The following is a 21,738-nucleotide window of genomic DNA, read 5'->3' as shown; positions in this document are numbered from 1 at the left end:
AACGCGATGGAACTCGAAGAGAGAAGACTGGTCCGCCTCCAGCCGGGCGAGATCGGCCGTGCCAGCCACGAGGAACTGCTGGCCATGGTGCAGGAAGCGGACCCGTTCGCGGTGTCCTACGTCGGCCGCCAACTGTCCGACGCCGCCGCGCAGATGGACCAGATCAGCGAGGAGCTGCACGCCCACATCAGCGGCCTCGACTGGGAGGGCACCGCGGCCGACAGCTTCAAGGCCTGGGGCGGCCAGGTCTCCCGCTCCACCATGGACCTGGCCTCGTACTCGCGGACCGCGGGCACCTACATGACCTCCGCGGCCGACACCCTCAGCAACGTCAAGTACGGCCTGCCGCCGGTCCCGCAGGAGGACATCGAGACGCTGCGCCGCTACGAGGCCCAGGACAACACCGCCGCGACCATCGGCGGCGCCGTGGTCGGCAGCGTCCTGATGCCTGGCGTCGGCACCGTCGTGGGCGGCTTCGTCGGCGGCAAGGTCGCCGGGATGTTCGACTCCGACTGGGTCAGCGAGGACCAGGCCCGCGCCGCGTCCGACCGCATCTTCGAGGCGCACCAGGAGGCCATCACACAGATGGAGCGCCTCAGCCAGTCGTACGAGCACGCCACCACGCAGCTCAACTCGGCGCAGGTGCCGGTGTTCCCGGCTCCGCCGGGGGCGAAGCAGAGGGACGACCTCCAGGACGTGCCGATCGGCGGGGGCGGCGGCACCGGGGGCGGCGGCGGCTACACCGGCGGTGGCGGCGGTGGCGGGTACACCGGCGGCGGGGGCGGCGGCATCGGCGGGGGCGGCGGCGGCGGGGGTTCGACGTACCGGCCGCCGACCTGGTCGCCGCCGACCACCGGCCCGACCCCCACGCCGACCCCGGGCCCGAACCCGACCCCGACCCCGCCCTGGACCTCGCCGCCGGTCACCGGCCCGACGCCCCCGCCGCTGCGGATCGCCCACACCGACCCGCCGGTCGTCACCCCGCCGGTCGGCGGCGGTGGCGGCTACACCGGTGGCGGTGGCGGTGGCGGCTACACCGGCGGCGGTTACGGCGGTGGCGGCGGCTACGTGGCCGGGGGCGGGATCCCCGGCGGCCGGGGCGGCGTCGGCGGGAGCACCCTCGGCGGCGGCGCCACCGGCGGCCGCACCGGCGGCACCGGCTCGGCCGGGACCGCCGGGACGGGTGCCCGCCCGGGCACCGGCGGCACCGGCTCCTCCACGGGTGCCGCGGGCGCCGCGGGCCAGGCCGGCCGCGCGGGCGCGGGCGGCATGGGCGGCGGCATGCACGGCGGCGGCGGTGGCGGCGCGGGCGGTGCCCGCGGCGGTGCGGGCGGCTCGCGCGGCAGCGGGATGGTCAGCCGCGCGGGCGGCACCGTCGGCGGCAGCCGCGGCACCGGCGGGCGCGGCGAGTTCACCCCGGGCGGCACCGGCCTGCGCGGCCGGGCCGAGCGGGGCGCGGACGGCCGGGCCGGGGGCTCGTTCGGCGGCGGCCAGGGCGGTGGCGGCGGCGCGAGCCGCAAGGGCAAGGCCCAGGGCAACCGCCCGGACTACCTGACCGAGGACGAGAACACCTGGACGTCCGGGATGGGCCCGGTCAACCCGAACGTGATCGAGTAGCGACCGGTTCGGACGGCCCGGTCGCGGGGGCTGCGGCTCCCGCGGCCGGGCCGAACCGTGCGGCGGGGACGCCCCGGTGCACACGACGGAGCACGAGGGAGAGTGTGATGCGGCGAACGGACAGGGCAGGACGGGGGCGGCGGTTCGCCGCAGCGGCGGCGGTCGGCGCCGTCCTGTGGGGGTGGTCGGCCGGTCCCGCGTCGGCGGTGGACTCGATCCGCGCGCAGGAGTGGCACCTGGACGCCATGCACGCCGAGGAGATGTGGCGGACCAGCACCGGCAAGGGCATCGTCGTCGCCGTGGTCGACACCGGCGTGCAGGGCGACGTCCCCGACCTGGCGGGTCAGCTCGTCCCGGGCACCGACCTGAGCGGCCTGTCCGGCGGGGAGCTCTCCGACCCGGCGGGCCACGGCACCCACATGGCCAGCGACATCGCCGGCAGCGGGAAGAGCCTGAACGGCCAGGGCGCCTACGGGCTCGCCCCCGGCGCGAAGATCCTCCCCGTCAAGATCAACGACATGGGCGGCGGCACCTTCGAGAACGACGACCGGTACACGGACCAGTTGTCCCGGGGGATCAGCTACGCGGCCGACCACGGCGCCAAGGTCATCAACGTCTCCCAGGGCACCACCAGCCTCACGGCCGCCAACCGCAGCAAGCTCCAGGCGGCCGTCGACCACGCCAACTCCCGCGGCGCGCTCGTGGTCGCCGCCGTCGGCAACGAGGGCGCCGACGGCAACCCCGTCGCGTACCCGGCCGCGCTGCCCGGCGTCGTCGGCGTGGCCGGTGCCGACCGCGACGGGAAGGCGTGGGCGAAGTCCCAGCACGGTCCGCAGGTGGCGCTGGCCGCCCCGGCCGTGGAGATCTACGGCGCGTGCACCGGCACGTCCGGCTACTGCAAGGGCGACGGCACCTCCGACTCCACCGCCCTGGTCTCCGCCTCCGCCGCGCTGGTCTGGTCCGCGCACCCCGACTGGACGGCCAACCAGGTGCTGCGGGTGCTGATCAACACCGCGAGCGGCCAGGGCCAGCGCAGCGACTTCCTCGGCTACGGCGTGGTCCGCCCCCGGATCGCCCTGACCACCCCCGGCGACCCGGGCCCGGCGGACGTCAGCCCGCTGCCCGCGGCCGCGGCCGGGAGCGGCGGCGGGGCCTCGTCCGCGCCGTCGGCCGGTGCGGACGACCAGCCGGGCGGGGCGGCGGGCGACGCCGCCGGGGCGCCCTCGGGGGCCGCTCCGGACGGGACCGCGTCCCCGGCCGCGGCGCCGGTGGCCGAGGGGGAGAAGTCGTCCGGGTCGAGCAAGCTGCCGCTGGTCGTCGGCGGTGCAGTGGCGGGCGTCCTGGTGGTGGTGCTCGTGGTGGTGCTGGTCGTGCGGCGCAACCGCTCCGCGGGCTCCGGCCCCGGCCCGGTGCCGCCCGGCGCGCCGTACGGCCAGCAGCCGCCCCAGCAGCCCTACGGCCAGCAGCCGCCCGCGTACGGCCAGCAGCCCCCCGCGCAGCCGCCCTACGGCGCCCCGCCCGCCCCTCCGGCGTACGGCCGGCAGCCGCCCGCGCCGCCCGCGTACGGGCAGCAGCCGCCGTCGGGCGGGAACCCGTACGCGAGCTGACGGCGGGCCGGTGCGGACGGCGGGCGGCGCGGGGTGTCCCGGGCCGCCCGCCGTCGGCGTCCGCGGGTGTCCCCGGCGTCCGCGGACGCGGACGCCCCTGTGGCCGACCGGCCCGGACGACTAGGCTGATCGGCGTTGGGGCAGCCTGTGGCGCCCGACCGGCCAGCGGTGTCCGGTCGGAGCGATCACGAAGATCGTTCGACCATTGCAAGACCGAGGAGACACCCACGTGGCAGACCGCAAGCCCATCGAGACCTGGCTGACCGACATGGACGGAGTCCTCATCCACGAGGGCGTGCCGATCCCCGGGGCCGATGCCTTCATCAAGCGGCTGCGTGAGTCCGGGAAGCCCTTCCTGGTGCTCACCAACAACTCGATCTACACCCAGCGCGACCTGCACGCCCGCCTCGCCCGGATGGGCCTGGACGTGCCCGCCGAGCACATCTGGACGTCCGCGCTGGCGACCGCGAAGTTCCTGGACGACCAGCGTCCGGGCGGCACCGCGTACGTGATCGGCGAGGCCGGTCTGACCACCGCGATGCACGACGTCGGCTACGTGCTGACCGACTCCGCCCCGGACTTCGTCGTGCTGGGCGAGACCCGCACGTACTCCTTCGAGGCGATGACCAAGGCAGTACGCCTGATCAACGACGGTGCCCGGTTCATCGCCACCAACCCGGACGAGACCGGCCCGTCCGCCGAGGGCGCGCTGCCCGCGACCGGTGCGGTGGCCGCGCTGATCACCAAGGCGACCGGCGTGGAGCCGTACTTCGTCGGCAAGCCGAACCCGCTGATGATGCGCGCGGGCCTGAACGCGATCGGCGCGCACTCGGAGAACAGCGCGATGATCGGCGACCGGATGGACACCGACATCGTCTCCGGCATGGAGGCGGGCATGTCGACCTTCCTGGTGCTGACCGGCCTGACCCAGGCCTCCGAGGTCGACCGCTTCCCGTACCGGCCGACCCAGGTGGTCAACTCGATCGCCGACCTGGTCGAGCTGGTCTGACCCCGCTCCCCGCAGGCCCCCGGTGCGCACCGCGCCGGGGGCCTGCGTCATGCCAGGTCGCGGGCGTCCGCGCCGGGCAGCCAGTCGCGGTCGGGGCGGTACTCCAGCCAGCGGCGGTCGCGGCCGCGGTCGGCGAAGGCCCGCAGCAGGGCGGGGACGGCGGGGTGCGGGCGTTCGCGGTGCCAGACCAGCGACCAGGCGTACAGCGGGACGGGGTCGGCGAGCGGGCGGACGGCCAGGCCGGGCGGGACGGCGAGCGGGAGTTCGGCGGGCAGCAGGGTGCAGCCGTCGGGGACGGCGCGGACCCGGTCGAGCAGGTGGGCCAGGCCGAGGTTGGCCTCGCCGGGCAGCAGCGGGACGCCGAAGCGCTCGCCGAACCGGGCCAGGAAGTCCAGCCGGGCGGGGTCGGCGGGCAGCACCAGCCGCAGCGCGGCCAGGTCGGCGGGGCGCAGCCGCTCGGCGCGGGCCAGCGGGTGGTCGGCGGGGAGCACCGCGTCGAGGGGTTCCAGCCGGACCAGCCGGTGCGCCAACTCCCGTTCGGCACCGGGCTGGTGGCGGCCGAACCCGGCGGCGCTCTCGCCCCGGACGAGGGCGGCGGCGACGGCGGCGAAGTCCCGGGCCGGGCCGACCTCGACGGCCGGCCCCGGGTCCGCGGCGAGCGCTTCGCGCACGGTGCGCAGCGGCTCGTACAGGTGGCCCCAGACGTCCAGCCGGGCGGGTGCGGAGCGCTGCCGGACGGCGGCGACGGCGGCCTGCCCGGCAGCCAGGGCGGCCCGCGCGGGGGCGAGCAACTGCTGCCCGGCGTCGGTCAGTTGCACGGCAGCGGGGCTGCGTTCGAGCAGCCGGACGCCCAACTCCCGCTCCAGGGCGGCGATCCGCTTCGAGGCGGCCTGCTGAGTGATCGCCAACTGCTCGGCGGCGCGCCCGAAGTGGCGCTGTTCTGCGACGGTGACGAAGGCGCGCAGCTGCCGGAGGTCCGGGTCGTCCATCGGGCCATCATCGCCGACAACCGCCGGTTGTCGGCGGGGAGTTCCGGTTGTTGGACCCTCCTTTGGCCCGGGGCGTTGACTGAGGCCATCGCCGGAACGGCCCGCACGACACCCCGCGAGACGCCCCGCACGGCACCCCGCACGACCCGAGGAGGTCCCCCGATGAAGGCCCTGGTCCCCGCCCGCGGCACGGTCGAGTTCGCCGAGGTCCCGCAACCCGAACCGCGCCCCGACGAGGTGCTGGTGAAGGTCGACGCGTTCTCGGTGAACCGGGGCGAGACCTTCCTGCTGGAGGACCCGCCACCGGGCTGGCGGCCCGGCAAGGACGTCGCCGGCCTGGTCGTGCAGGCCGCCGCGGACGGCACCGGCCCGGCGGTCGGGCAGCGGGTGGTGGCGCACCCGCCGGGCGCGGGCTGGGCCGAGTACGCGGCGGTGCGCACGGACGCGCTGGCGGTGCTGCCCGAGCAGTTGGACGCGGCCGCGGCCGCCGCGCTGCCGCTGGCGGGCCTGACCGCGCTGCGGCTGCTGCGCGCGGCGGGCGCGGTGACCGGGCGGCGACTGCTGCTGACCGGCGCGTCCGGCGGCGTCGGCCACTACCTGACCGAGCTGGCCGCGGCCGCCGGGGCGCAGCTGACGGCCGTCACCGCGAACGCCGAGCGCGGCGAGCGGCTGCGGGAGCTGGGCGCCGCCGAGGTGGTGCACGCGGTGGCGGGGGCGCGCGGCCCGTACGACCTGGTGCTGGAGTCCACCGGCGGCGCCGAACTGCCCCGGGCGCTGGCCCTGCTGGCGCCGCGCGGCCGGCTGCTCTGGTTCGGCCAGGCCTCCCGCGAGCCGGTCCGGCTGGACTTCTTCGCCCTGCTGAACGGCCCGGTCTCGGCCGCCGTCGAGCACTTCAGCTACGCGGACGTCGACCACCCGGACGGCCCGGACCTGCACACCCTGGTCCGGCTGACCGCCGAGGGCCGGCTGCACCCCGAGCTCGGCCTGGTCGACGACTGGCACCGCACCGCCGACGCGATCGCCGCCCTGCGCGGCCGCCGCGTCCGCGGCAACACCGTCCTGACCCTCAACTGACCCGCCCGACGAGGAGATCCGCCATGAGCACCGACCCCCGGACCGTCACCGACCCCCGCACCGTCGTCGCCGACTACGTGGCCGCCGTGGCCCGCGGAGACGCGGACGCCGTCCGGGACGCCTTCGCCGAGGACGCCGTCTGGACCTACCCGGGCGACCTGCCGCTGAGCGGCGAGTGGCGGGGCCGCAGGGCGGTCGTCGAGGACTTCCTCGGCTCGATCGGCGCCCTGATCGCCCCCGGCACCGCCGTCGAGGTCGCCCTGGTCGGCGAACCGGTCGTGCAGGGCGACCGGGTGGTCGCCGAGTGGACCTCGCGCTGCACCACCGTGCACGGCCGGCTGTACGAGAACCTCAACCTGGGCGTCTTCACCGTCCGCGACGGCCGGATCGCCGCCGTCCGCGAGTACACCGACACCCACCGCGCGGCGACCGTCCTGTTCGCGAACGGGGAGTGACCGCCCGGCCCCGGACCGTCGCCCGCGGTCCGGGGCGCCTCAACGCGGCCTTAAGCCGCCCGTAACTACCCTGACGTACCGTCAGGTCGGCCGCTCCGGCTGGCTAGCGTCCCGGACACACCCTCTCCGCACGACGCAAGGGAGCCCCTGATGGCCTCCGTCCACCGCGCCGCCGCCGCCCTGCTGCTGGCCGCCGCCGTCCTGCTCGGCGCCCCGGCCGCCCGGGCCGCCGACGCGGGCCCGGCGTCCTCCGCCTCCCCCACCGCGTCCGCCTCCCCGTCCCCGTCCCCGTCCGGGTCCGTCTCCCCCTCCCCCAGCGCCGTGCCCACCCCCGCGCCCACCCACCGGCAGCTCGCCCGGACCGGCGGCGGTGACGCGACGGCCGACGGGGTCCTGCTGTCCCTCGGATCGGTGCTGCTGCTGACGGGTGCGGCGTTCGTCGTGCTCTGTCGGCGCCGCCCCGGGAACGGCCGCTGATCCCACCGTCCGGGGGGCCGGGGTGGTTGAGTTGAGGGCATGAGCAGCACGCCCCCCGCCCCGTTCCGCGTCGGCCTGATCGGCTACGGCCTGGCAGGTTCCGCCTTCCACGCCCCGCTGATCGCCACCACCCCCGGCCTGCAGCTGGACGCGGTGGTCACCGCCAACCCCGACCGCCGCGCCCAGTTGCACCGCGACCACCCGGGCGCCCGCGCCCTCGACACTCCCGAGCAGCTGTTCGAGGACGCCGACCGGTTCGACCTGGTGGTGATCGCCTCCCCCAACCGGACCCACGTCCCGCTCGCCCGCACCGCCCTGCTCGCGGGCCTGGCCACCGTGGTCGACAAGCCGCTCGCCGCGACCAGCGCCGAGGCCCGCGACCTGTGCGAGTTCGCCGAGAAGTCCGGCCTGCTGCTGTCGGTGTTCCAGAACCGCCGCTGGGACGGCGACTTCCTGACCGTCCGCCGCCTGGTCACGGAGGGCCGACTCGGCCGGGTGCACCGCTTCGAGTCCCGGTTCGAGCGCTTCCGCCCCAAGCCCAAGCCGGGCTGGCGCGAGCTCGCCGACCCGGCCGAGGTCGGCGGCACCCTGTACGACCTGGGCAGCCACCTGGTCGACCAGGCGCTGGCCCTGTTCGGCCCGGTCGAGACGGTGTACGCGGAGATCGACGTGCGCCGCGACGGCGCGGTGGTCGACGACGACTCCTTCCTGGCCCTCACCCACACCGGCGGCGTCCGCTCCCAGCTGTGGACCAGCGCCCTCGCCCCGCTCGCCGGGCCGCGCCTGCGGGTCCTCGGCGACAGCGCGGGCTACGTCAAGTTCGGCATGGACCCGCAGGAGGCCGCCCTCCGGGCCGGGCGCCGCCCCGGCGGGCCGGACCGCCACTGGGGCGACGACGACCCCGCCGCGTACGGGCTGCTCGGCAGCGACGGCGACGCCGAACCCGTCACCACCGACCCCGGCGACTACCCGGCCTACTACGCGGGCATCGCCGCCTCCCTCGCCGACCGCACCCCGCCCCCCGTCGACCCGCGCGACGCGGTCGCCACCCTCACCGTCCTGGAAGCCGCCCGCGCCTCCGCGGCGACGGCCTCCGTGGTCCGCCTCCCCTGACCCGGCCCCGGCGACGGGGCCCGCCCTCGGGCCCCGCTCCCGGCCCCGGCTCACGGGCCCGGCTCACGGCGGGAGCACGGGAACTTCCGTCCTCCGCACGGCCGTTGAGGTAGCGTCGATCCCGGACGACCCGACCCGAGGAGGTGCGCACCGTGCTCGCCGTGCCGCTCCTCCTCGCGCTGCTGCGGGTCCTCACCGGCGACCTGCCCACCGGCCCCGGCGCCCTGACCGCGGCCGCGCTGCTGCTGCTCACCGCCGCCGTCGCCGCCACCCTGACCGCGGTCGGCCCGCCGGGTGCCCGCACCCCCGCGGCCGTGCACGCGGCCGCCCTGCGCCGCCGCGCCTACCGCACCGCCTACCTCCCCCCGCGCGACCCGGACGCCCCGGGCCGTGCGCGCCCCCGAGCCCCGGGACACCCGGCCGCGGCCGCCTGAGGGGCCCGTCCTTCCGCCGACGCTCCGCCGAACTCCCTTGCACGAGACCGGGGTTCGCCGCTCTCCCGGCCCCGCCACGCCCGCCCCCGGGCCCGTGGCGCCGCCGGGCCCCCTCCGCGCGTCCGCCCTCCGAGCACCGTCGCCCGAGCACCGCCGACTCCCGGAGAGCCACCGTGTCCGTCCTGAGCTTCCTCGACCCCGCCGTCCACCTCGCCCGCACCGCCGTCGCGGCCCTCGCCACCGCCGTCCCCACCGCGGTCGCGATCGTCCTGTTCACGCTGGCCGTCCGCGCGGCCCTGCACCCGCTGGCCCGTTCCGCGGCCCGGGCCGAGCGGGCCCGGCTGCGGCTCGCCCCGCGGGTCGCGCGGCTGCGCGAGCGGCACGCCGGGAGCCCCGAGCGGCTGAACCGCGAACTGCTGGCCCTGCACCGCGCCGAGGGCGTCGGCCCGTTCGCGGGCCTGCTGCCGGTGCTGCTGCAGGCGCCGTTCTTCTCGGTGATGTACCGCCTGTTCACCACCGCCCCGGGCCACCTGCTGGACGCGACCCTCGTGGGCGTCCCGCTCGCCGCGCACCCCGCGGCGGCCCGCACCCCGGCGCAGTTCGCGGTCTTCGCCGCCCTGGAGGCGGCCCTGCTCGCCCTCGCCTGGTCCAACACCCGCCGCGCGAAGGACACCGCCACCAAGGGCTCCACCGCGAAGGGCACCGCCACGAAGAACGCCGCTGCGAAGGGCGCCCCCACGAAGAGCGCCCCGGGCGGCGCCGCCGCCGGTCCGCTGCGCTGGCTGGCCTTCGGCACCCCGCTGTTCGCCCTGCTGCTGCCCCTCGCGGGCGGCCTCTACCTGCTGACCTCCACCGCCTGGACGGCGGCCGAGCGGTGGTACCTGCACCGCCCGGCCGCCGGCCCCGCCGGAGGCACCGGCCCTCAGGCGGTGGGCCAGCCCGCCAGGTAGGCGTCGATCTCGCCGGTCAGCCGGTGCTTGCCCGCCGCGTCCAGGAAGGACGCCTCGACGGCGTTGCGGGCGAGCGCCGCGATCCCGGCCTCGTCCAGGCCGAGCAGCTTCGCGGCGACGGCGTACTCGGTGTTCAGGTCGGTGCCGAACATCGGCGGGTCGTCGCTGTTGACGGTGACCACCAGCCCGGCGTCGACCATCTGCCGGACCGGGTGGTCCTCGATCCGCTCGACCACCCGGGTCGCCAGGTTGGACGTCGGGCAGACCTCCAGCGGGATCCGGTGCTCGCCGAGGTAGTCGACCAGGGCCGGGTCCTTGACCGACTGGGTGCCGTGGCCGATCCGTTCCGCGCCGAGCACCCGGATCGCGTCCCACACCGTCTCGGGGCCGGTCGACTCGCCCGCGTGCGGCACGCTGTGCAGCCCGGCCGCCCGGGCCCGGTCGAAGTACGGCTTGAACTGCGGGCGCGGCACGCCGATCTCGGGGCCGCCGAGCCCGAAGGAGACCAGCCCGTCGGGGGCCAGGTCCAGGGCGAGGCGGGCGGTCTCCTCGGCGGAGGCGAGCCCGGCCTCGCCGGGGATGTCGAAGCACCAGCGCAGCACGATGCCGAGGTCCTTCTCGGCGGACAGCCGGGCGTCCTCGATCGCCTCCATGAAGGCGACGTCGGGGATGCCGCGGCTGACCGACGAGTACGGGGTGACGGTCAGCTCGGCGTACCGGATGTTCTGCCGGGCCATGTCCTGCGCGACGCCGTACGTCAGCGCGCGGACGTCCTCGGCGTCCCGGACCAGGTCGACGACGCTCAGGTAGACCTCGATGAAGTGCGCGAAGTCGGTGAAGGTGAAGTACTCGGCGAGCGCCTGCGGGTCGACCGGGACCTTGCTGCGCCCGGCGTGCCGTGCCGCCAGCTCGGCCACCACCCGCGGCGAGGCCGAGCCCACGTGGTGCACGTGCAGCTCCGCCTTCGGCATTCCGGCGATGAATGCCTCGATCCCCCGGACTCCCTGGACACCCTCGGCCACGGCACGCTCCCGTCTACTCTCACCCGGACCCGGACAGACCTCGCATGCTAACCCGCGCTCGCCGGGGGGCGGGTCGTCCCGGTGCGCCGTCAGCCGCCGAGGGCGGTGCTGACGGTGTGGATGAGCAGCCCGGCGAGGGCGCCGACCACGGTGCCGTTGATCCGGATGAACTGCAGGTCGCGCCCCACGTTGGCCTCGATCTTGCGGGAGGCGTCGTCGGCGTCCCAGCCGGCCACGGTGTCGGAGATCAGCGAGGTGATCTCCTCCCGGTAGGTGGAGACCACGTACTCGGCGGCGTCCAGCAGCCAGCCGTCGGCCTTCGCCTGGAGCCTGCCGTCGGTGGCGAGCCGGCGGCCGAGCGTGCGCAGCGCCTCGGTGAGGCGGCGGCGCAGCTCGCTGTCCTCGTCCTCGGCGGCGTTCAGGACGAGGGTGCGGACGGCCGCCCAGGAGGAGGCGATCAGCTCCTGCACCTCGGGGCGGGCCAGCAGGTCGGCCTTGGCGCGTTCGACCCGGTCGATGGTGGCGGGGTCGTGCTGGAGTTCCTGGGCGAAGTCGGCGAGGAAGTTGTCGAGGGCGCCGCGGGCGGGGTGGACGGGGTCGTCGCGGACGTCGCCGACGAAGCGCAGCAGTTCCTTGTAGACGCGCTCGCCGACCTGCTGGTCGAGGAACTTGGGCGTCCAGCCGGGGGTCTTGGCGGTGACCCGGGCGACCACCTCGCCGTGGTGCTCGACCAGCCAGTCGTGGGCGCGCACCGCGACCAGGTCGACCAGGCCCCGGTGCCCGCCGTCGGCGACGACCTTGCCGAGCAGCCGTCCGGCGGGTTCGGCGACCGAGGTGGCGGCGGCCCGCCGGGTGACCGCCTCGGCGACCACGGCCTGCACGTCGTCGTCGCGGAGCACCGCGAGCAGCCCGCGCAGCGCGGCGGCGGCCTCCCGGGTGACGCGTTCGGCGCTGCCGGGCGCGGACAGCCACTCGCCGAGCCGCCGGGCCACGCCGATCTTGCCGAGCCGGGCCCGGACGACCGGCGCGGAGAGGAAGTTGTCGCCGACGAAGTCACCGAGCGAGCGGCCGAAGGCGTCCTTCTTGGTCGGGATGATCGCGGTGTGCGGGATCGGCAGCCCGAACGGGCGGCGGAACAGCGCGGTGACGGCGAACCAGTCGGCGAGCGCGCCGACCATGCCGGCCTCGGCGGCGGCGGCCACGTACCCGGCCCAGGCGCCCGCGCCGGAGGACCGGGCCCAGGTGGCGAGCGCGAACACCAGCGTGGCCAGGCCGAGCAGGCCGGTCGCGATGGTCTTCATCCGCCGCACGCCGCGCCGCTTCTCCTCGTCGGCAGCGGTGAACCTGACTCCGGGGGCCGTCTCGTCCGTGCTCACCCCGTCAGCCTGGCACACGGGGCGGCCGAAACGGCCGCCACCCCGCGAATCCGCCCGTCCGGCGTCAGCCGCCCGCGCCTACCGTGCCCCGGCCCGCCGCGCCGCCCGCGCCTCAGCCCCCGCCGCCGAGCACGATCCGCCGCACGCCCTCCCAGCGGGCCGGGTCGGTGACCCGGCGGCCGTCGAGCAGCACCCGGACGCCGGGGAAGTCGACCGCGCCGAGGTCCCGGTACTCGGGGTGGTCGGCCTGGACGACCAGCGCGGCGGCGGGCTTGCCCTCGTCCGGCGGCAGGCCGAGCGCGGCCAGTTCCGCCGGGGGGTACAGCGGGTCGCTGACGCCGACCTCGGCCCCGGCCGCGCGCAGCGCCGCGACCAGCGGGAAGACGCCGGAGTACGCGGTCTCCTTGACGCCGCCCCGGTAGGACGCGCCGAGCACGGTCACGGCGACGCCGGTCAGCGGGCCGAGTGCGCCCTCCAGCAGGCCGACCGCGTACTCCGGGACCTGCTCGTTGGCCTCGCGGGCGGTGCGCACCACGCTGGCGCCGGGGTCGTTCCACAGGTACAGCCGGGGGTAGACCGGGATGCAGTGGCCGCCGACCGCGATGCCGGGGCGGTGCAGGTGGCTGTAGGGCTGCGAGTTGCAGGCGTCGATGACCTCGGCGAGGTCGACGCCGACCCGGTCCGCGTACCGGGCGAACTGGTTGACCAGCGCGATGTTGACGTCCCGGTAGGTGGTCTCGGCGAGCTTGGCGAACTCGGCGGCCTCGGCGCCGGACAGCGCCCACACGCCGTTGCCGCGCGGCAGGTCGGGGCGCGGGTCGAAGTCGAGGACGGCCCGGTAGAAGTCGACGCCGCGCCGGGTGGAGTCCTCGTCGATGCCGCCGACCAGCTTGGGGTAGCGCCGCAGGTCGGCGAAGACCCGCCCGGTGCGGACGCGTTCGGGGCTGAACACCAGCGCGAAGTCCCGTCCGGCGGCCAGGCCGGAGCCCGCCTCCAGCCGCTGGGCGAAGCGGCCGCGGACGGTGCCGACCGGCAGGGTGGTCTCGTAGCTGACCAGGGTGCCGGGGCGCAGTCCGGCGGCGACGGCGTCGGTGGCGGCGTCCAGCAGCGCGAAGTCGGGGCTGCCGTCGGGGTCGGTGACCAGCGGGACGACGATCACCACGGCGTCGGCCCCGGCGGTCGCGGCGGCGGTGTCGGTGGTGGCGCGCAGCCGCCCGGCGGCGACGGCCTCAGCGAGGCGTTCGGCGAGGTGGGCCTCGCGCGGGAAGGGCGGCCGTCCGGCGGTGACGGCGGCGACCACGGCGGGGGCGATGTCGGCGCCGGTGACCCGGTGGCCCTTGGCGGCGTACTGGACGGCCAGCGGCAGGCCGATCTTGCCAAGGCCCACCACGCAGACGTCCAGGGCGTCCTGCTGTGCGGGGGCGCTCACCGGACGGCTCCCCGCAGGGCCGCGGCCAGCCCGTCCCGCCGGGCCCGGCGCAGCGCGCGCTTGGCGGCCCACCGGGCGCGGCGCAGCGGGGCGGGGACGAGGCGGCGCCAGCCGGCCGGGCCGGGGGCCGGGCCGACCTCGAACAGGGCGTCGGGCAGGCCGGAGCGGCGGTCGCGGAACATCGGGTAGTGGGCGTAGAGCCGGGAGCCGCGGCGGACGGGGGTGGCCTCGCCGTGGTCCTGCTCCCAGGCGATCAGGTCGCACAGCGCGTGGAGTTCGCCGCGCCGCGCCAGGGCGAGGCGCAGCCGGGCGGGGACGGGCAGGGTGCGGAACACGGCGGGCGGGCAGTGCCGCTCGGTGAACCGGGCGATCTCCTGGACGATCCGCCGCTGCATGGCGGGCGGCTCGTCCAGGAAGGGGGCCTGGAGCAGCTGCGGGACGTCCCAGCTGAAGTAGCGGGCGCGGACGGCGTCCCGGGCGGGGCCGGGCAGGGTGGCCCGGTCGAGCACCTCGTGGGCGGCGGTGAAGCCGCGCAGCCGGTCCATCGGCCCGGCCCGGTGGGTGACGTTGGAGCGGTCCCGGCGGAGCACCAGGTGGTAGTAGTCGTAGTCGGCGAGGACGGAGACCTTGCGGGCGTGCAGCAGCGCGCCGAGGGTGAAGGGCTGGTCGGAGTGGATGACCAGGTCCTCGCGGCGGCGCAGCCCGTGCCGGGTGACCAGGTCGCGGCGGAACAGCTTGGTGTCGCCGAGGGCCCAGGCGAGGGCGGAGTCGGTGAAGCCGACGTGTTCGGCGGTGCGCTCGAAGATGCCCTGCGGGACGACCCGGCCGTGCTCGCCGACCTGCTTGGGGATCAGCACGTCGGACTCCCACCGGTCGGCGGCGTCGACCATCCGCTCCAGCGCCTCGGGGCCGAGCCAGTCGTCGGAGCCGAGGTACATCAGGTAGCGGCCGCGGGCGAGTTCGGTGCCGCGGTTGGTGGGCTTGGCGGGGCCGCCGGACGCGGGCTGCCGCACGGTGCGGAACAGGCCGGGGTGGGCGGCGGCGTAGCGGGCGAGCTCCTCGGTGCTGCCGTCGCTGGAGCCGTCGTCGACGGCGACGACTTCCATCCGCTGCCGCCCGATGCTCTGGCCCACCAGCGAGTCCAGGCAGGCGGTGAGGTAGGGCATGGTGTCGTGGACGGCGATCACCACGCTGACGTCCGGTCCTTGCTCGGTCACGAGGTGTCAACTCCCGCAGCGGCCGTCCGGTCACTTCCGCCACTCCAACGAGTGAGGGCGGGGGCTCAGGGCGCGGGCGCGGACGGGACGGCGTTCCCGGCGTAGATCCGGGCGATCACGTCCTCGATGGCGGGTTCCCGCACCGACAGGTCGACCAGGGGGTAGCGCGCGGCGACGGCGGCGACGATCGGCGCGGCGCTCTGCCGGGCCGGGAAGGCCAGCCACTGGCGGGGGCCCTCGGTGCGGGCGACCCGGACGCCGGGGAGGTCGATCGGCGGGTGCGCCTCGGCGAGGTCGACGACCAGGGTGCGTTCGCTGCCGCCGATCTCGTGCAGCCGCTCCAGCGGGCCGTCCAGGACGAGGCGGCCGTGGTCGATCACCATGACCCGGCCGCACAGCTGCTCGATGTCGGTGAGGTCGTGGGTGGTGAGCAGCACGGTGGTGCGCCGTTCCCGGTTGGTCTCGCGCAGGAACGCGCGGACCTTGGCCTTGCTGACGGTGTCGAGCCCGATGGTGGGCTCGTCCAGGTACAGCACGCTGGGGTCGTGCAGCAGGGCGGCGGCCAGGTCGCCGCGCATCCGCTGGCCGAGTGAGAGCTGGCGCACGGGGGTGTCCAGCAGCGGGCCCAGGTCGAGGAGTTCGACGCAGCGGTCGAGGTTGGCCCGGTAGCGGGCGTCGGGGATCCGGTAGATCCGCCGGGCCAGTTCGTAGCTGTCGCGCAGCGGCAGGTCCCACCACAGGGTGGTGCGCTGGCCGAACACCACGCCGATCCGGCGGGCGAGTTCGGCCCGGCGGGCGGCCGGGTCGACGCCGGCCACCCGCAGCCGTCCGCCGCTGGGCACCAGGATGCCGGTGAGCATCTTGACGGTGGTGGACTTCCCGGCGCCGTTGGGCCCGATGTAGCCGACGCACTCGCCCTCCCCGACGGTGAAGCTCAGCCCGTCGACGGCCCGCACCTCGCGCCTGCCGCGGCGCCAGCGCCCTTCCCTGGTGCGGACGGTGAAGTTCCGCCGGACGTCCTCGACCTCGATCACGGCCACGGTTCCCCTTCCCTCAGCTTCCGGTGGAGCGGTAGGCGCGCAGCCCGGCCCGCCAGGCGAGCCCGGCGGCCAGCACGCACAGCGCGGCGGCCAACGGCGAGGCGAACCGGAAGGCGGCGGGCAGCCCGAGCGGGTCGGTGCGGCCCAGGACGTGCAGCGCGGGCAGCCAGTTGACGAACGCCAGCGGCACGCCGAAGACGGTTCCGGCGACGAGTTCCTTGGCGAACACGGTGGGCGGGTACTGCAGGACGGTCGCGCCGCCGTAGGTGACGGCGTTCTGCAGTTCGGCGGCCTCGCCCCACCAGAACTGCACGCAGGAGCAGCCGACGAACAGCGCGCAGAAGATGACGGTGCCGCACAGCAGCAGGGCGGGCACCATCAGCACCCGGTCCCAGGTCCAGTGCACGTCCAGTGCGGTGAGCGACCAGCCGAGCACGGCGAAGGCCTGCAGCAGGCGGCCGAGGCGGCGCAGCGAGAAGCGTTCGGCGGCGAGCTGGGCCAGCGCGGGGGCGGGCCGGATCAGCATGGTGTCCAGGCTGCCGGAGCGCACCCGCTCCCCCAGCCCGCCGACCGACCCGACCAGGACGTTGGCGGCGCCGAGCGCGACCGAGGAGGTGGCGTACAGGAAGCCGGTCTCGGCGAGCGTCCACCCGGCCAGCTGCCGGGTGTGGGCGAACATCAGCAGCAGCACCGCGAAGTCGAGGAAGGTGATGAGCGTGTTGGCGGCCAGCGAGAGCGCGAACGAGGCCCGGTAGGCCATCGTGGAGCGGATCCACATCCCGGTGATCAGCCACCAGGAGCGCACCGCCCAGCCCGCGCGCGCCGCCGCGCCGCCACCACTGCCACCGCCGCCGCCGGGTTCAGCCACCCTGGACCACCACCCGGCGCACCGCGAGCGCCTGTCCGGCCCGGCCGAGCGCCAGCAGGGCGGCGCCCCAGGCCAGTTGGAACCCGTACAGGCCGAGCAGGGCGGTGCCGGTGCGGCGTTGCAGCAGCACGTCGGCGGGCAGCTGCACCATCGCCGAGAAGGGCAGCACCCGGGCCAGCTCGCCCAGCAGGCCGGGGAAGAGGGCCAGCGGGAGGAGCATGCCGGAGAAGAACATCGACACCACGGTCATCACGGCCCGGACCCCCTCGGACTCGTGCAGCCAGAAGCCGGTGAGCGTGGCCAGGAAGCGCAGTCCGAAGCTGACCAGCACCGCCAGCGCCACCGAGAGCAGGAACTCGGCCCACACCAGCGGGTCGCCCGGCAGCACCAGGTCGAACAGCACCGCGCCCGCCAGCATCGGCACCGCGCCCCTGGTCACCAGCTGGTACCCGGCCCGGCCCAGGTCGGTGGCCAGCCACCAGCCCTGGAAGTCCACCGGCCGGTAGAGGTCGACGGCGATGTCCCCGCTGCGGAAGCGGGCCTGGAGGTCGTCCTGGAAGCCGCCGCCCCACACCGCGACGGTCACCAGCAGGCCCTGGCTGATCCAGATGTACGTGACCGCCTGCGCGGCGTCGTAGCCGCCGAGGCCCGGTCTGGTCCGCCACAGGGCGAGCACGGTGGAGGCCAGGATCATCCCGAACACGGTGTTGGTGACCGTCCCGGCGACCGTCGCCGCCCGGTACGTCGCGTACCGGCGGAAGGCCCCGCGGGCGACCGACCAGTAGACCCCGCCGCGCACGAACGTCCCCCCGTCGACCGTCCTCCGCCAGCCCGGACGGTCCACCAACCTATGCCCGCCGCCGCACCGCCCGCACCCCGTTTCCGGCAGGCGCCCGCGGCACGGCGGAGGGCGCCCGCAGCACAGCGGAGAGCGCCCGCGGCACAGCGGAGGGCGCCCGCAGCACGGACCGGCCCGCCGCGGGCGCCCTCGTGGTCCTTCCCAGCCCTACAGGTACAGCCCGGTCGAGCCCTCCAGGTCGCCGAACCGGCCCGCCGCGACCGCGTGCAGGTCGCGTTCGCGCAGCAGCACGTAGGTGGCGCCGCGGACCTCGACCTCCAGCTTGTCCTCGGGGTCGTACAGCACCCGGTCGCCCGGCTCGACCGAGCGGACGCTCTGGCCGACGGCCACCGCCTCGGCCCACGCGCAGCGCCGCGACAGCTCGGCGGTCGCCGGGATCAGGATGCCGCCGGTGGAGCGCCGCTCGCCCTCGCCGGTCTCGGTCCGCACCAGCACCCGGTCGTGCAGCATCCGGATCGGCAGCTTCTCCCCGAGCCGGTCGTGCCGCCCGTGCGGGGCGTCCTCACCGGCTGCGGCCGTGTTCTGGGTGTCGTTCTCGCTCACGCCCCGACCGTACCGGCCCCGCCGCCGCGTGCCGTCAGCCCTTGCGCCGCCGCCGCACCGAGGCGATCAGCAGCACCACGCCGACGCCGACCAGCGCGGCCGGCACGACCCGGTCGGTCCGCAGCCGGCCCTCCTCGTCCACGAACTTCGACCTGACCTGCTCGACGGTCCCGCTCGCGGCGACGTACGCCTTCCCGGCCTTCTGCTCGACCGAGGCCCGGACCTTGGCCTTGGCCTGCGCGGCGACGGTGGCCGGGTGGACGCGCATGGCGAGCTCGTCGAGGGTCGCGGCGAGCCGGTCCCTGGTCCCGGCGATGTCCGCCTCGATCTGGGCCGTCGTACGCGGTGCCGACGTGTCCTTGCCGCTCGCTGCCACTGGGGCCACCCCATCTCTGTTACCGCTAGGTACTTCTTCTCCACCGACAGTCTGTCAGCTCACCGCCGCACGCGCGCAGCGCCACCCACCAACGGGGGTAGGTTGGCCCGCAGCACGACCGTCCGTCCCGTTCCCGAGGAGACCCGAGCACTGTGAGCGAGCGCCTGCAGGCGGGCGACACCGCCCCCGCCTTCACCCTTCCCGACGCCGACGGCAAGGAGGTGTCGCTGGCCGACCACCTGGGCCGCAAGGTGATCGTCTACTTCTACCCGAAGGCCCTCACCCCCGGCTGCACCAAGCAGGCCTGCGACTTCACCGACAACCTGGAGGTGTTCGCGGGCGCGGGCTACGACGTGATCGGCATCTCGCCGGACGCGCCGGAGAGGCTGGGCAAGTTCCGCGAGACCGAGCAGCTGAAGGTGACCCTGCTGTCCGACCCGGCGCACGAGGTGCTGGAGGCGTACGGCGCGTACGGCGAGAAGGTGAACTACGGCCGCACCTACCAGGGCGTGATCCGCTCGACGATCGTGGTGGACGAGCAGGGCAGGGTCGAGCGGGCGCTCTACAACGTCCGGGCCACCGGCCACGTCGCCAAGCTGCTCAAGGACCTGGAGGTCGGCGCGTAGGTGCCGGGACGCGAAGGAGCAGTGGCGGCCGACCCCCCGACCGGGTCGACCGCCACCGCCGTTCATGGGCTCGGGATCAGCCTCAGCAGGCCCCGAGGTCCGTCCAGACGCCCCAGGCGCCGCTCAGCGAGGGGTCCTCGCCCGCGGTCCACCACTTGTTCTGGTAGTAGTGGCCCTTCCACGACACCTTGGTGACGGTGGCGTAGGTGGTCCCGGCGTTCCAGCTCGGGGCGCCCGTGCAGGCACCGGCGGTGACCGACGCGGACGGCGAGGCCGACTGCGAGGCGGAGGCCGAGGCCGACGGGGACGCCGACTGTGAGGCGGAGGCGCTGGCGGAGGCCGACGGCGACGCGGACTGCGAGGCCGAGGCGGAGGCCGACGCGGACGGCGAGGCGGTGCCCGCGGTGGTGCCGCGGGTGAAGTCGCCGGTGATGCCGTACAGGGTGCCGCCGACGTTCACCGTCCAGTTGGACGGGGTGGAGACCGGCAGGTAGTAGACGAAGGCGACGTCCACCGAGGCGCCGGGCGCCAGGGTCTGCCAGGTCGGGAGCTTCAGCGAGACCCGGTTGTAGGTGCCCTTCAGGCCGCCGACGTTGCTGCCGGTGTGGTCGGCCCGGATGACCTTGGAGCCGAAGCCGGACTGGTCGGCGGCGTTGGCGGGCGCGGAGACCGAGTAGTCGAACTGGAACTCGGTGCCGCCCGGCAGGGTGGTGGTCGAGTTGTTGACGATGTGGATCTTCGGGTTGATCGGGTAGTTGTTGTCGCCCAGCGCGAACTGGGTGAACGACACGTCGATCGGCAGGGTCTGCTGCGGCAGCGCGATGGTGGAGCGGGTCGCGCCGTACGCCGAGGCCGACTTGAACTTGTCGTACAGCAGCGAGGTCATGGTGTTGCCCTGGACGTACTCGCCCTTGCCGCCGTTGGCGGTGGCGTCCCACTTGTAGTCGCCGGCCAGCTCCCAGATCATCGCGCCGCCGACGCCCTGGTTGACCACGTAGTCGGCCTTGGCGCCGATCGACTGGTCGTCCTCGGTCGACAGGAAGACCTTCTTGTCGGCGTTCCACAGCCACGGCGCGACCAGCGACGAGCTGTAGTTGCGGCTGTAGGTGCCCTTGAGCGCGGTGTCGCTCACGCCGTACTTGGACAGGTAGTCCGGGACGACGCCCGCTTCCAGGTTCTTGGCGTGCCACATCGGGTTGGAGCCGGCGGGCGACTCCTTGCCGTTGTCGTCCAGGTCGTGCCAGATGTTGTCGATGCCGACGGCGCCGTCACCACAGGTGGTCAGGCCGGAGCCGGCCGGGCAGTTGGTGGTGGAGGAGGTGCCCCACAGGCCGTTGGTGCCGCCCTGGACGTTCTGGAAGCCGCGGGTGTAGTACGGCACGCCGAGGTTGATCCGGCCGGCCGGCATCGCGCCGCGGAAGTAGTGCACGGCCCAGTCGGTGTTCAGGTAGCCGATGCCGCCGTACTGCGAGGTGCCGTACACGTTGGCGGCCGCCAGCTCGGCGTCCTTGCCGTCGTCGTACAGCGCCGCGTTCGGGCCGACGTACTTGTTCCAGGCGCCGTGCAGGTCGTACGACATGATGTTGACGTAGTCCAGGTACTGGGTGACCTGGAAGGTCTCCATGCCGCGCAGCAGGTAGCCCGAGGACGGGGCGGCGACCGACAGCAGGTAGTACTTGCCGTCGGCGGCGGAGGCCCGGTCGAGCTTCTCGCGCATGGTCTTCATCAGCGCGGCGTAGCCCTTCATCAGGGAGGCGCGCTTGGCGTTGCTGATGGTGTAGTCGAGCGGGTTGCCCGCGTCCTTCATCGAGGTCGGGTACTCGTAGTCGAGGTCGACGCCGTTGAAGCCGTACTTCTTGATGAAGGTGACGGCCGAGTCCGCGAAGGTGTTGATGCCGGCCTGGTTGACCGACCCGTCCGCGTTGACGGTCATCGAGTAGAAGCCGCCCGAGTTGACCCGCTTGCCCGAGTCGTCGAAGTAGCCGCCGGTCTCGGCCCAGCCGCCCACCGAGACCATGGTCTTGACGTTCGGGTACTGCTTCTTGAACTTGCTGAGCAGGTTGAAGTGGCCCTTGTACGAGTACGCCGGGTCCATCTCCGCGCCCGCCACGCCCGGGAAGGTCATCCCGGTCGAGGCGTTGTTCGGGCCGTCCGTGCCGACCGACAGCGTGTTGTCGGAAGCCACGTGCGCGAACGCGTAGTTGAGGTGGGTGACCTTGTCCCAGGGGATGTTGTTCACCAGGTAGGCGGGCGTGCCGTCCTTGCCGGTGCGCCAGCTGGTGAAGTAGCCGATGACGCGGCGCTGGTGGTCGGCGCCCATCTGCTCGCGGCCGCTGGTGTCGTAGACGTTGCAGTAGGGGACGTCGACGCCGGGCGTGGTGTACATGCCGTCGGGGCGGCACGCCTGGTTGTCGACGGCGGCGGCGGACGGAGCCACGCCGAGCGTGCTCATCAGCAGGCCCGCCAGCCCCGCGGCCGCGGCGGCGCCGAACGCCACCTTGCGGCCCTTCAGGTGGCGGACCGCAGCGGTGGGACGCTGCTCCGCCTGGTTTCGGATCAACACTCGGTCCTCCTGGAGGGAGTGTCGGGCGCCCGGCCGTGGGAAGCCGCGCGCCTGTGGGGGAAGTTCCGCCGAACCTAAAAGGTCTGGACCACCC

The 21,738-nt window shown here is 75.1% G+C and carries 21 protein-coding genes; 10 read left to right on the top strand and 11 right to left on the bottom strand.

Annotated features, from left to right (window positions below):
• The first annotated feature begins 6 nt into the window (after positions 1-6).
• The 3 genes from OO57_RS44795 to OO57_RS19585 all read left to right on the top strand — a co-directional run bounded on the left by OO57_RS44795 (position 7) and on the right by OO57_RS19585 (position 4,233).
• Complete coding sequence (locus tag OO57_RS44795) at positions 7-1,617, top strand: WXG100 family type VII secretion target (RefSeq protein WP_051777972.1); 1,611 nt, start codon at positions 7-9, stop codon at positions 1,615-1,617.
• A gap of 107 nt (positions 1,618-1,724) precedes the next feature.
• Positions 1,725-3,224 carry a type VII secretion-associated serine protease mycosin gene (gene mycP, locus OO57_RS19590; RefSeq protein WP_081973804.1) on the top strand — a complete coding sequence of 500 codons (1,500 nt, stop codon included), beginning with the start codon at positions 1,725-1,727 and terminating at the stop codon, positions 3,222-3,224.
• A gap of 229 nt (positions 3,225-3,453) precedes the next feature.
• On the top strand, positions 3,454-4,233 hold the full coding sequence (locus OO57_RS19585; RefSeq protein ID WP_033253842.1) for an HAD-IIA family hydrolase: 780 nt from the start codon (positions 3,454-3,456) through the stop codon (positions 4,231-4,233).
• A 47-nt stretch (positions 4,234-4,280) separates the two neighbouring features.
• On the opposite strand, the gene OO57_RS19580 is transcribed toward OO57_RS19585, so the two are convergent.
• Positions 4,281-5,222: a LysR family transcriptional regulator gene (locus OO57_RS19580; protein WP_033253841.1), complete on the bottom strand. Its 942-nt coding sequence runs from the start codon at positions 5,220-5,222 to the stop codon at positions 4,281-4,283.
• A 162-nt stretch (positions 5,223-5,384) separates the two neighbouring features.
• Between OO57_RS19580 and OO57_RS19575 the strand changes: the two genes are divergently transcribed.
• From OO57_RS19575 to yidC, 6 genes are all read left to right on the top strand, one after another.
• The gene (locus OO57_RS19575; protein WP_033253840.1) at positions 5,385-6,296 is read left to right on the top strand and encodes a zinc-binding dehydrogenase; all 912 of its coding nucleotides are present in this window, start codon (positions 5,385-5,387) and stop codon (positions 6,294-6,296) included.
• A 23-nt stretch (positions 6,297-6,319) separates the two neighbouring features.
• On the top strand, positions 6,320-6,751 hold the full coding sequence (locus OO57_RS19570; protein ID WP_033253839.1) for a nuclear transport factor 2 family protein: 432 nt from the start codon (positions 6,320-6,322) through the stop codon (positions 6,749-6,751).
• Between the two features lie 150 nt (positions 6,752-6,901).
• Entirely contained in the window at positions 6,902-7,228 is a 327-nt protein-coding gene (locus OO57_RS46845) for a hypothetical protein (RefSeq protein WP_033253838.1), read from the top strand.
• A gap of 39 nt (positions 7,229-7,267) precedes the next feature.
• Entirely contained in the window at positions 7,268-8,341 is a 1,074-nt protein-coding gene (locus tag OO57_RS19560) for a Gfo/Idh/MocA family oxidoreductase (RefSeq protein WP_033253837.1), read from the top strand.
• 143 nt (positions 8,342-8,484) lie between these two features.
• Complete coding sequence (locus OO57_RS19555) at positions 8,485-8,775, top strand: DUF6412 domain-containing protein (RefSeq protein WP_081973803.1); 291 nt, start codon at positions 8,485-8,487, stop codon at positions 8,773-8,775.
• 173 nt (positions 8,776-8,948) lie between these two features.
• Entirely contained in the window at positions 8,949-9,725 is a 777-nt protein-coding gene (yidC, locus tag OO57_RS19550) for a membrane protein insertase YidC (protein ID WP_051777970.1), read from the top strand.
• Here yidC and OO57_RS19545 read toward each other — a convergent pair.
• The 9 genes from OO57_RS19545 to OO57_RS19505 all read right to left on the bottom strand — a co-directional run bounded on the left by OO57_RS19545 (position 9,698) and on the right by OO57_RS19505 (position 18,464).
• Positions 9,698-10,696, bottom strand: coding sequence for an adenosine deaminase (locus OO57_RS19545; RefSeq protein ID WP_033253836.1), 999 nt, complete (start codon positions 10,694-10,696; stop codon positions 9,698-9,700). The genes yidC and OO57_RS19545 overlap by 28 nt on opposite strands.
• Positions 10,697-10,836: 140 nt before the next feature.
• Entirely contained in the window at positions 10,837-12,123 is a 1,287-nt protein-coding gene (locus OO57_RS19540) for a DUF445 domain-containing protein (RefSeq protein WP_324606790.1), read from the bottom strand.
• 112 nt (positions 12,124-12,235) lie between these two features.
• Complete coding sequence (locus tag OO57_RS19535; protein WP_033253858.1) at positions 12,236-13,525, bottom strand: nucleotide sugar dehydrogenase; 1,290 nt, start codon at positions 13,523-13,525, stop codon at positions 12,236-12,238.
• Between the two features lie 23 nt (positions 13,526-13,548).
• Positions 13,549-14,769 carry a glycosyltransferase family 2 protein gene (locus tag OO57_RS19530; RefSeq protein ID WP_051777968.1) on the bottom strand — a complete coding sequence of 407 codons (1,221 nt, stop codon included), beginning with the start codon at positions 14,767-14,769 and terminating at the stop codon, positions 13,549-13,551.
• A 65-nt stretch (positions 14,770-14,834) separates the two neighbouring features.
• Positions 14,835-15,809, bottom strand: coding sequence for an ABC transporter ATP-binding protein (locus tag OO57_RS19525; protein WP_033253834.1), 975 nt, complete (start codon positions 15,807-15,809; stop codon positions 14,835-14,837).
• Positions 15,810-15,822: 13 nt separating this feature from the next.
• The gene (locus OO57_RS19520; RefSeq protein WP_081973810.1) at positions 15,823-16,587 is read right to left on the bottom strand and encodes an ABC-2 family transporter protein; all 765 of its coding nucleotides are present in this window, start codon (positions 16,585-16,587) and stop codon (positions 15,823-15,825) included.
• Positions 16,588-16,669: 82 nt separating this feature from the next.
• A complete protein-coding gene (locus OO57_RS19515) occupies positions 16,670-17,476 on the bottom strand; it encodes an ABC transporter permease (RefSeq protein ID WP_033253832.1) in 807 nt (268 codons plus the stop codon).
• 207 nt (positions 17,477-17,683) lie between these two features.
• Complete coding sequence (locus OO57_RS19510; protein ID WP_051732111.1) at positions 17,684-17,986, bottom strand: GroES family chaperonin; 303 nt, start codon at positions 17,984-17,986, stop codon at positions 17,684-17,686.
• A 127-nt stretch (positions 17,987-18,113) separates the two neighbouring features.
• Positions 18,114-18,464 (bottom strand): DUF3618 domain-containing protein, encoded by a 351-nt coding sequence (locus OO57_RS19505; RefSeq protein ID WP_418909897.1) that lies wholly within the window; start codon positions 18,462-18,464, stop codon positions 18,114-18,116.
• Positions 18,465-18,607: 143 nt separating this feature from the next.
• On the opposite strand from OO57_RS19505, the gene bcp reads away from it, so the two are divergent.
• On the top strand, positions 18,608-19,081 hold the full coding sequence (gene bcp, locus OO57_RS19500; RefSeq protein WP_033253830.1) for a thioredoxin-dependent thiol peroxidase: 474 nt from the start codon (positions 18,608-18,610) through the stop codon (positions 19,079-19,081).
• A gap of 82 nt (positions 19,082-19,163) precedes the next feature.
• Here the strand turns inward: bcp and OO57_RS19495 are convergent, their stop codons facing one another.
• On the bottom strand, positions 19,164-21,593 hold the full coding sequence (locus OO57_RS19495) for a chitinase C-terminal domain-containing protein (RefSeq protein WP_033253856.1): 2,430 nt from the start codon (positions 21,591-21,593) through the stop codon (positions 19,164-19,166).
• Positions 21,594-21,738 lie beyond the last annotated feature (145 nt).

The organism is Kitasatospora phosalacinea, assembly GCF_000717185.1.
In the GTDB taxonomy this organism is placed as follows: Bacteria; Actinomycetota; Actinomycetes; order Streptomycetales; family Streptomycetaceae; genus Kitasatospora; species Kitasatospora phosalacinea_A.
Note: the sequence above shows the minus strand (reverse complement) of the source record. Positions and strands in the feature narration are given on the sequence as shown.

Excerpts from the sequence above, each read along its gene's own strand:
- OO57_RS44795 (WP_051777972.1), top strand. The coding sequence starts at position 7 with ATGGAACTCGAAGAGAGAAGACTGGTCCGCCTCCAGCCGGGCGAGATC.
- mycP (WP_081973804.1), top strand. The coding sequence starts at position 1,725 with ATGCGGCGAACGGACAGGGCAGGACGGGGGCGGCGGTTCGCCGCAGCG.
- OO57_RS19580 (WP_033253841.1), bottom strand. The coding sequence starts at position 5,222 with ATGGACGACCCGGACCTCCGGCAGCTGCGCGCCTTCGTCACCGTCGCA.
- OO57_RS19575 (WP_033253840.1), top strand. The coding sequence starts at position 5,385 with ATGAAGGCCCTGGTCCCCGCCCGCGGCACGGTCGAGTTCGCCGAGGTC.
- OO57_RS19570 (WP_033253839.1), top strand. The coding sequence starts at position 6,320 with ATGAGCACCGACCCCCGGACCGTCACCGACCCCCGCACCGTCGTCGCC.
- OO57_RS46845 (WP_033253838.1), top strand. The coding sequence starts at position 6,902 with ATGGCCTCCGTCCACCGCGCCGCCGCCGCCCTGCTGCTGGCCGCCGCC.
- OO57_RS19560 (WP_033253837.1), top strand. The coding sequence starts at position 7,268 with ATGAGCAGCACGCCCCCCGCCCCGTTCCGCGTCGGCCTGATCGGCTAC.
- OO57_RS19545 (WP_033253836.1), bottom strand. The coding sequence starts at position 10,696 with ATGCCGAAGGCGGAGCTGCACGTGCACCACGTGGGCTCGGCCTCGCCG.
- OO57_RS19520 (WP_081973810.1), bottom strand. The coding sequence starts at position 16,587 with ATGTGGATCCGCTCCACGATGGCCTACCGGGCCTCGTTCGCGCTCTCG.
- OO57_RS19510 (WP_051732111.1), bottom strand. The coding sequence starts at position 17,986 with ATGCTGCACGACCGGGTGCTGGTGCGGACCGAGACCGGCGAGGGCGAG.